General features: G+C 33.4%; 12 protein-coding genes. 9 read left to right on the forward strand and 3 right to left on the reverse strand.

The genetic code is table 11. The features are described 5' to 3' along the window. The 8 genes from VLC96_RS17695 to VLC96_RS17730 form a co-directional block, all read left to right on the forward strand. Positions 1-377: SusD/RagB family nutrient-binding outer membrane lipoprotein (locus VLC96_RS17695; protein WP_325265054.1), on the forward strand; the 377-nt coding region annotated here is incomplete at its 5' end. Positions 378-596: 219 nt separating this feature from the next. Beyond that, positions 597-1,250, forward strand: a complete 654-nt coding sequence (locus tag VLC96_RS17700; RefSeq protein ID WP_325265056.1) for a MarR family winged helix-turn-helix transcriptional regulator — start codon at positions 597-599, stop codon at positions 1,248-1,250. 20 nt (positions 1,251-1,270) lie between these two features. Beyond that, positions 1,271-2,776: a bifunctional phytoene desaturase/3,4-desaturase gene (gene crtID / locus VLC96_RS17705; protein ID WP_325265058.1), complete on the forward strand. Its 1,506-nt coding sequence runs from the start codon at positions 1,271-1,273 to the stop codon at positions 2,774-2,776. Beyond that, positions 2,760-3,599, forward strand: coding sequence for a phytoene/squalene synthase family protein (locus tag VLC96_RS17710; protein ID WP_325265059.1), 840 nt, complete (start codon positions 2,760-2,762; stop codon positions 3,597-3,599). Before crtID ends, VLC96_RS17710 begins: the two co-directional genes overlap by 17 nt. Further along, the gene (locus VLC96_RS17715; RefSeq protein WP_325265060.1) at positions 3,596-4,048 is read left to right on the forward strand and encodes a hypothetical protein; all 453 of its coding nucleotides are present in this window, start codon (positions 3,596-3,598) and stop codon (positions 4,046-4,048) included. The genes VLC96_RS17710 and VLC96_RS17715 overlap by 4 nt, the downstream gene beginning before the upstream one ends. A gap of 1 nt (position 4,049) precedes the next feature. After that, positions 4,050-4,511: an SRPBCC family protein gene (locus VLC96_RS17720; RefSeq protein WP_325265062.1), complete on the forward strand. Its 462-nt coding sequence runs from the start codon at positions 4,050-4,052 to the stop codon at positions 4,509-4,511. A gap of 4 nt (positions 4,512-4,515) precedes the next feature. Then, complete coding sequence (locus VLC96_RS17725; protein WP_325265064.1) at positions 4,516-4,962, forward strand: sterol desaturase family protein; 447 nt, start codon at positions 4,516-4,518, stop codon at positions 4,960-4,962. Continuing rightward, a complete protein-coding gene (locus VLC96_RS17730) occupies positions 4,962-5,687 on the forward strand; it encodes a lycopene cyclase domain-containing protein (RefSeq protein WP_325265065.1) in 726 nt (241 codons plus the stop codon). Before VLC96_RS17725 ends, VLC96_RS17730 begins: the two co-directional genes overlap by 1 nt. 88 nt (positions 5,688-5,775) lie before the next feature. On the opposite strand, the gene VLC96_RS17735 is transcribed toward VLC96_RS17730, so the two are convergent. Continuing rightward, complete coding sequence (locus VLC96_RS17735) at positions 5,776-6,693, reverse strand: helix-turn-helix domain-containing protein (protein WP_325265067.1); 918 nt, start codon at positions 6,691-6,693, stop codon at positions 5,776-5,778. An 89-nt stretch (positions 6,694-6,782) separates the two neighbouring features. After that, positions 6,783-7,619, reverse strand: a complete 837-nt coding sequence (locus tag VLC96_RS17740) for an SDR family NAD(P)-dependent oxidoreductase (protein ID WP_325265069.1) — start codon at positions 7,617-7,619, stop codon at positions 6,783-6,785. A 345-nt stretch (positions 7,620-7,964) separates the two neighbouring features. Between VLC96_RS17740 and VLC96_RS17745 the strand changes: the two genes are divergently transcribed. Beyond that, complete coding sequence (locus VLC96_RS17745; RefSeq protein WP_325265071.1) at positions 7,965-8,993, forward strand: rod shape-determining protein; 1,029 nt, start codon at positions 7,965-7,967, stop codon at positions 8,991-8,993. Positions 8,994-9,233: 240 nt separating this feature from the next. Here the strand turns inward: VLC96_RS17745 and VLC96_RS17750 are convergent. Further along, positions 9,234-9,641, reverse strand: a 408-nt coding sequence (locus tag VLC96_RS17750) for a DUF4145 domain-containing protein (protein ID WP_325265073.1), incomplete at its 5' end; no start/stop codon positions are given.

Genomic DNA, 9,641 nt, shown 5'->3' on the forward strand with positions numbered 1-9,641 from the left:
CAGGAAATGCAGAACAGCTTTACAAAGATGCAATCACCGCTTCGTTCAACCAATTTGGCATCACCAATTCAACTATAATTACCAATTATCTTAATCAGCCAACGGTGAAGTACGATGCAACAAATTTTGCTCAATCGATTGGTACACAAAAATGGATTGCATTCTACGGACAAGGTCTTGATGCTTTCGTTGAATGGAGAAGACTTGATTATCCAGTGCTAAAAGCTGGTCCGGCAACCGTTTTGGATGGTCAGATTCCTCAGCGCTTTTTCTATCCAGGTACAGAACAGTCACTAAACGGAAACAGTTATCAGGCTGCAATTGCTGCGCAAGGTAAAGACTTGCTCACTACAAAATTATGGTTTGATATAAAATAACTAATTCAATATTTTACTCCTTTTACTTTTTATTTTTTTTTTTTTTTTTGAAAAAGCTCAATTCGAAAGGATTGGGTTTTTTTTTTGTGATATTTTTCAATGTTTTTCACTTTCACCATCTAATCATTTAGTATAATTTTACACAAATATTATAGAATTACCACGTTCGTTTATATTTTATAATTATAAAATAGTATATTTGTAAACTAAAATTTAATTATGAATTACACTTTATTAAAAGATGTTTTGGATTTGGTTAAGGAATTTGAATTGAATAATGAATCTTATTCGGATGATATTGAGGGTTTTAAAAAATGGATAATAAAAGACGAGGAAGAGATTGAGTTAAATTGGGAAGGCAAACAAAATGGTAGAAGTCCCGAAAGTGTCATTAACACATTGATCGTCCACATGAATCGTTATGCTAAATCCTATTCCAAATCGGCAATTTATGGTTCTGATTTTTCGACTCAGGAGGATTTTATTTACCTGATTAATCTCAAAGCTTTTGGTTCGATGTCCAAAATGGAATTAATCAAAAAGAATATTCAGGATAAGCCTTCGGGAATGAAAATTATTGACAGATTGATTCAGAATAAATGGGTAGAACAAAAAGATTCTACAATAGACAAAAGAAGCAAGGTCATTACAATTACTCAAAACGGATTGCAAATTTTAGAACAACAAATGGATAAAATAAGGCAGGCGACCAAAATTGTTACGGCAGATTTAAACGAAAAGGAGAAAATACAATTGATTGGTCTCCTTCAAAAATTAGATAATTTTCATAAACCATTGTACGATAAAAATGCTGATCCTTCTAAGTTTTTAAATATTGCGTATTCCACTTATTTAGAAGCTACCGAAGCATAATATAAAATTTAATTGAACTAATGCAAGATATAAAAAAGAAAAAAATAGCAGTAATTGGAGCAGGAATTTCCGGGCTTTCAGCATCAGCATATCTTGCCAAAGCAGGTAATGAGGTACATGTTTTTGAGAAACATAACCAACCAGGCGGTAGAGCGAGACAATTTACAACTGGAGAAGGTTTTGTATTTGATATGGGACCAAGCTGGTATTGGATGCCAGACATTATAGAACGTTTTTTTAATGATTTTAACTGTAAAACTTCTGATTTTTTTGAATTGGTTTCACTGAATCCGCAATTTGAAATGATTTTTTCAGATTCAAAAATGGATGTACCGGAATCGTTTGAAGAAATGAAATTGCTATTTGAAAGTATTGAAAAAGGAGCGGGAGAGCAATTAGAAAAATTCATGAATTCCGCTCAATATAAGTATGAGGTGGGAATGAATGATTTTGTTCAAAAACCTTGTCACAATTGGTTGGAATTTATTTCGCCTAAAATTGCATCGAGTGCTTTAAAATTAGATTTATTGACCAATTTCAGATCATATGTTGCTAAATATTTTTCGAATCCCAAATTGCAAACGCTAATGGAATTTCCGGTTATTTTTTTGGGTGCATCTCCAAAGAATATTCCGGCTTTGTATAGTTTGATGAATTATGGAGGTTACAAATTAGGGACTTGGTATCCGATGGGAGGTTTTTACCAATTGGTTTTGGCGATGCAAAAAGTTGCAGAATCCCAGGGAGTTGTTTTTCATTTTAACCAATCGGTAGAAAAAATAAATGCTGAAAACGGAAAAATAAGTTCACTACTCATTAACGGAATAAGACATGAGTTTGATGCTGTGGTTGCTTCATCAGACTATCATCATAGCGAGTCATTGCTGGAAAGTTCGCAAAGAAATTATACTGATGAATATTGGGAGAGTAAAACTTTTGCACCATCGTGTCTGATTTTTTACTTGGGTTTCAAAGAGAAAATTCCAAATATCAAACATCATACTTTGTTTTTTGAAAATGATTTAGATGCACACATTGATGCAATTTACGGAGAGAAAAAGTGGCCAGAAAATCCTTTGTTTTATGCCTGTTGTCCATCAAAAACAGATAATGGAGTTGCTCCGCCAGATGGTGAAAATCTCTTTTTATTAATGCCTTTGGCAATTGGAATTGATGATGACGAAAAAATACGGGAAAAATATCTTAAAAAAATGCTCAAAAGGGTTGAAAAGCATACAGGTTTTAAAGACTTGAAATCTAGTATTATCTATCAAAAAAGCTACTGCGTTTCAAATTTTATTAAGGATTACAATGCTTACGGAGGCAATGCATACGGACTCGCCAATACACTCTCCCAAACAGCGGTTTTAAAGCCGAAAATAAAGAACAAACAGATTAAGAATCTCTATTATACAGGACAGTTAACGGTGCCGGGTCCCGGAGTACCACCATCGATTATATCAGGAAAAATTGTTGCATTAGAAGTCAATCAACTAAAAAAAATTAAAAATGAAAAAATTATTTGATGAATTGTCTTATGAGGTAAGTAAGAAGACTACAAAAAAATATAGTACCAGTTTTTCCTTGGGGATTTTGGCATTAAAACCGTCTATCCGTTCAGCAATTTATGCGATATATGGATATGTACGACTGGCAGATGAAATCGTTGACAGTTTTCATGGCTACGACAAGAAAACCTTGTTGCAAAGATTTAAAAATGAAACTGATTTGGCTTTGAAAGAAGAAATATCGCTAAATCCTATTTTGCAGTCTTTTCAGGATACTGTTGGCAAATATAAAATTGATAGAAGTTTAATCGACCAATTTTTGCACAGTATGGAAATGGATTTAGAAAAAGTAGATTACAATTCGGATTTGTACAAAGAATATATTTACGGTTCTGCAGAGGTAGTAGGGTTGATGTGTCTTCAGGTTTTTACCAATGGAGACAAGGAAAAATATCAGGAATTAAAACCTTATGCTATGAGCTTGGGTTCGGCTTTTCAAAAGGTAAATTTTCTTCGTGATTTGAATGAAGATTTTCAGATTTTGGGGCGCACTTATTTCCCAAATATTGACATGAATGTTTTTGATAATCGCGTGAAAAAAGAAATTGAAAAAGAAATCGAACATGAATTCAGGGAGGCTTTAGTTGGAATTAGACTTTTGCCTTCTTCCTCTAAATTTGGTGTTTATCTGGCGTATCGTTATTATTTATCTTTGTTCAACAAAATTAGACACACGCAGGCCGAAAACATTCTAAAAGAACGTGTTCGTATCGCTAATGTTCAAAAAATGAATGTAATGATGCGAAGTTATGTGCGTTATAAAATAGCAATGATCGGATGAAAATAGTATTGATTTACAGCGCTTTTTTTTTATTTTCAGCAATAAGCTACGGAATGGATTTGGAGTATATCAGAAATCATTACCAGCAAGCAGTTTCGAATAAAAAAATGTGCGAAGCTATGATAAAAGAATTAGAAAAAGCTCCAAAAAACAGTGTTCATCTTGCTTATTTGGGTGGATTGCAGAGTATTTGGGCTAATCATGTTGGTAATCCTTTTTCAAAATTAAGTACTTTCAAAAAAGGGAAAACGAATATCGAAAAGGCCGTAAATAATGAGAATGATAATGTCGAAATTAGATTGATCCGTTTATCGGTTCAAAAGAATTGCCCGGCTTTTTTAGGTTATTCCCGAAACATTAAAGAGGACGAGCAATTTATTATAAAACATAAAGAACAAATTAATTCATCGAGTCTGATACAATTGTATGATTCTGTTTTAAAAAAATAAAATGAAATACCAATTATATAGAGAGCATCAGATTAATTGTGATATAGCAACGGTTTGGGGATTTTTTTCCAATCCTGAAAATCTTTCTAAAATTACACCAAAAGATATGGGATTTACTGTGCTGTCAAAGAATCTCGATTTGGCTATTTATGAAGGAATGGAAATAGATTATACAGTTTCACCAATTTTAGGAATTCCAATGCAATGGAAAACCCGAATTATGCAAGTTGATAATCAAAAGAGCTTCACCGATTTTCAGGCTATTGGACCTTATAAACTTTGGAATCATTTTCATGAGTTTATTCCAAATAAAGATGGCGTTTTGATGAAAGATTTGGTTGATTATGAATTGCCTATGGGTGTTTTTGGCACATTTGCTCATTCTTTATTCATTAAAAAAAAGCTCGAAAATATTTTTGATTACCGTTATCAAGTAATTGAAAAAATGTTTAATCAATGTTAGAAAAATGATGTATTTTTTAATTGTACTAGCAGTATTTATTAGCATGGAAGGTGCTACCTGGTTTATTCATAAATATGTTATGCATGGCTTTTTATGGATATTGCACAGAGATCATCACGATCATAGTACAGACGGACCGTTGGAAAAGAACGATTATTTTTTTGTGATTTTTGCTTTGCCAGCAATCGCATTAATGTATTTTGGTTCTGTTAATGGTTGGAATTATTTGTTTTATATTGGTTTAGGAATCACACTTTATGGAATGGCTTACTTCTTTGTGCATGACATTTTTATACATCAAAGAATAAAATTTTTCCGCAATAGTAATAACACCTATTTTTTGGCGCTTCGCAGAGCGCACAAACAGCATCATAAACATTTGGACAAGGATTTTGGAGAATGTTTTGGCTTTTTATATGTTCCGAAGAAATATTTTAAAACGAATAAATAATGAAGCAGTACACGTATTTATTAATTCTTATTTTTTCAGTCATTGTTTGTTTCATCGCCTCATTTGATAAAAGAATCGAGTTTTACAAACATTTTGGTGCCTTTCTAAAATCGGCGCTTATAGTTGCTATTCCCTTTATTTTATGGGATATTTGGTTTACCGAAAATGGTGTTTGGTGGTTTAATTATGAGTATACTTTGGGAATCAATATTGCAGGTTTACCTATCGAGGAATGGCTTTTTTTTATTTGCATCCCGTTTTCCTGTATGTTTACTTATTTCTGTTTTGATACTTTTTTTAAACTCAAATGGATTTCTGGATTTAATAACATAATTGTATTTGTAAGCATAATTGTTTGCAGTCTTGTCGCTTTATTAAACACAGACAAGGACTATACATTTGTCACAGCTTGTACAACTATTGCTATTTTAATTTGCCTTCATTTTATTGTTCATGCTCCTTGGATTAGTCAGGCATCCTTTGTTTTCTTTGTACTCATGTTGGGTTTTTTTCCAGTAAATGGAATATTGACAGGTACAGGATTAGATTCTCCAATCGTTAATTACAATCCAGATAAATTTTTAGGGATTCGTATGTTGACCATTCCCATTGAAGACGCTGTTTATGGCTATAGTCAATTTTTGTTGGTGATTTATTTTTTTAAAATGTTTCAAAAATCAGAAAGAAACTCTGTAAATGAACAAGCATTTTTAACAGATTTTTGATTTCTCGAGAAAACGATAGAAAAATTTAAAATGTTTTATTCAGAGAGAAACTTTAGATTTTTGTCTAATGAAATGAACTTCACTTATATCAATTAAAAGATTTCCTAAATTCCAGCGGTGACAGGTTTGTTTTAGTTTTAAAAAATTGGCTAAATGACTGCGAATGTTCAAAGCCCAAAGCATAAGCAACTTCACCAACAGAGAGAGTAGTGGTCGAAAGTATTTCTTTTGCCTTAAGAATTAGATGATCATGGATATGCTGTTGTGTACTCTGACCGGTTATTGTACGCAACATATCACTTAGATAGCTTGATGAAAGATTGAGTTTTTCAGCAAAATAACTAACCGTTGGTAATCCTCTATTTAACGCAGTTTCATCCTCAAAAAACTCGTCCAGAATCGCTTCAAATTTTTGCAGAAGATCGTTGTTGATGGCTTTCCGGGTTATGAACTGACGCTTATAAAAACGGTTGGCATAACTTAGCAATAATTCGATTTGTGAAATCATCACATCTTGACTTAAATCATCTATTCTGCTGTCCAATTCAGACTGTATAAAACTAAAAATGGAATAAATAGTATTTTTTTCTTCTTCAGACAAATGCAACGTTTCCTTAACCGAATAAGAAAAGAAGCCGTATTGTTTTATTTTTTTAGCCAGGGGATATCCCAATAAAAAATCAGGATGTATGAGCAACGTATATTCCGAACATGGTGTAACATCGGGTTCTTTTGTGCCGACAATCTGGCCTGGAGCTGCAAACAGCAAACCACCTTGATCAAAATCATAATAGCCTTGTCCGTACTCCACCCTGCCATGTAATTTAGGCTTATATGATATTTTGTAAAAACCCAAGATGTGGCGATGATGTTTATTTGATTCGGGCACTGTAGGTATTTCTTTCACCAAACTTATTAGAGGATGTTTAGGATCTTCGATACCAAAATAACGATGTGCATCAGAAAGTGAGTTGAACTTGATGAGTGTATTATCTTCCTTTTTCATAGTTTGCAATCATTTGAGTCACGCCGTTTATAATTATTATCAAATATAAGAAAACCGATTATATGTTAATAATCGGTTTCAGTCCAAATTTATTTAGGTTCACCCTGTGCAGAACTCGAAATAGCATCCCATTCTTCCCAAACTGCAAGCCTTTCTTCATATGTTTTTTTTGTCAACGAAAGATTATGGCTTCCCATGTTAAAACGCAATGGTGGATTTTCTGAATCGACTACCTTAAAAAGTGCCTTTGTAGTAGCATTAGGATCACCTCTTTCTAAGGATTGCAGTCCTTTGATAAAATTTTCTTTGAAATCATGGTAAGCATCAATTTCTTTGGCAAATTTAAGCGACTCAAGGCTTCCAAATTCGGTTGCGTAGGCTCCTGGCTCAATGATAGTCACCTTGATTCCAAATTGTTCTACCTCTATTGCAAGGCTTTCGTAGATTGCTTCAAATGCCCATTTAGTAGAACTGTAATATCCGATTACTGGCATCGTGATATGTCCCAAATTACTTGAAGTTCCCAAAATATGTCCATAGCCCTGCTCACGAAGTATCGGCAATACGGCTTGAATAACATTGACAGGCCCAAGGATATTAGTTTCATACAAAGCACGAATCTCATCGGGACTTCCTTCTTCTATCGTTCCGACCAAAGAATAACCGGCATTATTCAGTACAATATCTAATTTGCCAAAATGCTCGTGCGCTTTTTGTACGGCTTCTTTTATCTGTTCAAGGTTAGTAACATCAAGTTGTAATGGTAATACATTATCCCCGAACTTTTCACTTAGCGCAGAAATACTTTCAAGTTTTCTAGCTGTTGCAACCACTTTGTCACCGCGCTCTAATGCGGCTTCGGTCCAAATACGCCCAAAACCTCTGGAGGCTCCGGTAATAAACCAAACTCTATTTTGCTGTCTCATAATTATTAAATGTTTTATTTACTATGCAAATTTAGAGCGCTTTAAAAGTTGATTTGTAGCCTAATAACGGACAGTTGTAGGCTAATTGCATAATTTTATATGAGATTGAATAATTGAATTACAAATCCTTATTAGTAAACCGCATTTAATTGCATATTAAAAGTACTTCCTAATCCCAATTCACTTTTAAGAACCAATAATCCCTGTTCTGATTCAATAAAATTCTTTTACTAATAACCTAATTTATTGCAACTATGTCACTTTATGATAAGTTTAGCATATCTAATCGGATTTTGATGGAATAAAACACCAATAAAAACGTTTTTATCTAAACAAAACTATATTATGGGTGCATTTAACTTTATGACAGCGGATATAGCTATAGATTTAGGGACAGCAAATACATTAATATTTCATAATGGGAAAGTAGTAGTTGATAGTCCTTCAATTGTAGCTAGAGACATTAGAAATGGGAAAATAATCGCTGTTGGGCACGAGGCTAATTTGATGCAGGGTAAGACACATGAAAATATTAAAACAATCAGACCTCTTAAAGATGGGGTGATTGCAGATTTTGATGCATCAGAAAAAATGATCAGTTGGTTTATAAAAAACATACCTGAATTAAAGAAAAGTTTTTTTACTCCCGCGCTTCGAATGGTGGTGTGCATTCCCAGTGGAATTACCGAGGTAGAAATGAGAGCTGTAAAAGAGTCGTGTGAACGTGTAAACGGTAAAGAAATTTTTTTAATTCATGAACCAATGGCTGCTGCTATTGGAATCGGTATAGATGTTATGTTGCCAAAAGGTCATCTTATTGTTGATATTGGAGGAGGAACTACTGAAATTGCGGTGATTGCGCTCGGAGGAATAAATTGTGATAAGTCTATAAAGATTGCGGGCGATGTTTTTACCAATGACATATTGTATTATATGAGGACACATCATAATTTGTATGTTGGAGAAGCTTCTGCAGAGACAATAAAAATTGACGTTGGTGCAGCAATGGAAAATCTTGATGACGCTCCAGATGACATTACTGTTCGCGGAAGAGATTTACTTACAGGCAAACCTAAAGAAGTCATGGTTAGCTACAGAGAAATTGCAAAAGCGTTGGATAAATCAATACAGAGAATCGAAGATGCTATTATGGTTACCCTTTCATTGACACCGCCAGAGCTGGCTGCCGATATTTATAATACGGGATTGTATCTGGCAGGAGGAGGAGCAATGCTTCGGGGTCTGGATAAAAGAATATCGCTGAAAACGGATTTACCTGTCTATATTGCAGAAGATCCTTTAAGGGCTGTTGTAATAGGTACCGGTATTGTCTTAAAAGATATAGACAAATATAAACGTCTGTTGATGAAATAAGTTTGTCATCATTGGACTTATCTACTGGAACTTCAAAGACACAATACATAAATCGTACAAATTTCAAATAAAAAAAACCTTAAACTCCTGATTATCAGTGTGTTTAAGGATTTTTTTGTGACCTCGACTGTATTTAATTATTTCTGTAATGCCTTGTAAATCAACGATCATAGTTATGTATTGGGAAGTTTGTGGGAAGTTTTCTAAATTATCTCATTTAATAATGTTGTATAGTGATTATTATATATTATCACGCCTGTTTATTCCATTTAATTTTGATTGTGGTAATGATCCATATATTTCATCTATCTCTTTTGGTTCAGATATTAATTTAGTTGCGATGAAATTAACAAGTTTAAAAAGTTTATTAGCTATTTCACGATTATCGTTCAAATTTAATTCACCTGGATGTACAGATTCATTTCCAATAACCCTTACACTATCCAAAGCTTCCTGAACTTTCGGAGGTAACCCTTTTAATACCAAATTTTTTATGTCTGTATTTATATCTTTACCCGGTTCACCCATATAAATACAAATTTTTTGAATAGCTAATCTTAAAAGGGCAGCAGAACTACGTGGAGATGAATTTAAGACTTCTGCAGCTTCATCATAATCGGCAATTATATCAGAGGGTAAATCTAAATT

Origin of the sequence: Flavobacterium sp. (assembly GCF_035456085.1) — a bacterium.
Classification (GTDB): domain Bacteria; phylum Bacteroidota; class Bacteroidia; order Flavobacteriales; family Flavobacteriaceae; genus Flavobacterium.

Excerpts from the sequence above, each read along its gene's own strand:
- VLC96_RS17700 (WP_325265056.1), top strand. The coding sequence starts at position 597 with ATGAATTACACTTTATTAAAAGATGTTTTGGATTTGGTTAAGGAATTT.
- VLC96_RS17720 (WP_325265062.1), top strand. The coding sequence starts at position 4,050 with ATGAAATACCAATTATATAGAGAGCATCAGATTAATTGTGATATAGCA.
- VLC96_RS17735 (WP_325265067.1), bottom strand. The coding sequence starts at position 6,693 with ATGAAAAAGGAAGATAATACACTCATCAAGTTCAACTCACTTTCTGAT.
- VLC96_RS17740 (WP_325265069.1), bottom strand. The coding sequence starts at position 7,619 with ATGAGACAGCAAAATAGAGTTTGGTTTATTACCGGAGCCTCCAGAGGT.
- crtID (WP_325265058.1), top strand. The coding sequence starts at position 1,271 with ATGCAAGATATAAAAAAGAAAAAAATAGCAGTAATTGGAGCAGGAATT.
- VLC96_RS17715 (WP_325265060.1), top strand. The coding sequence starts at position 3,596 with ATGAAAATAGTATTGATTTACAGCGCTTTTTTTTTATTTTCAGCAATA.
- VLC96_RS17725 (WP_325265064.1), top strand. The coding sequence starts at position 4,516 with ATGATGTATTTTTTAATTGTACTAGCAGTATTTATTAGCATGGAAGGT.
- VLC96_RS17745 (WP_325265071.1), top strand. The coding sequence starts at position 7,965 with ATGGGTGCATTTAACTTTATGACAGCGGATATAGCTATAGATTTAGGG.
- VLC96_RS17710 (WP_325265059.1), top strand. The coding sequence starts at position 2,760 with ATGAAAAAATTATTTGATGAATTGTCTTATGAGGTAAGTAAGAAGACT.
- VLC96_RS17730 (WP_325265065.1), top strand. The coding sequence starts at position 4,962 with ATGAAGCAGTACACGTATTTATTAATTCTTATTTTTTCAGTCATTGTT.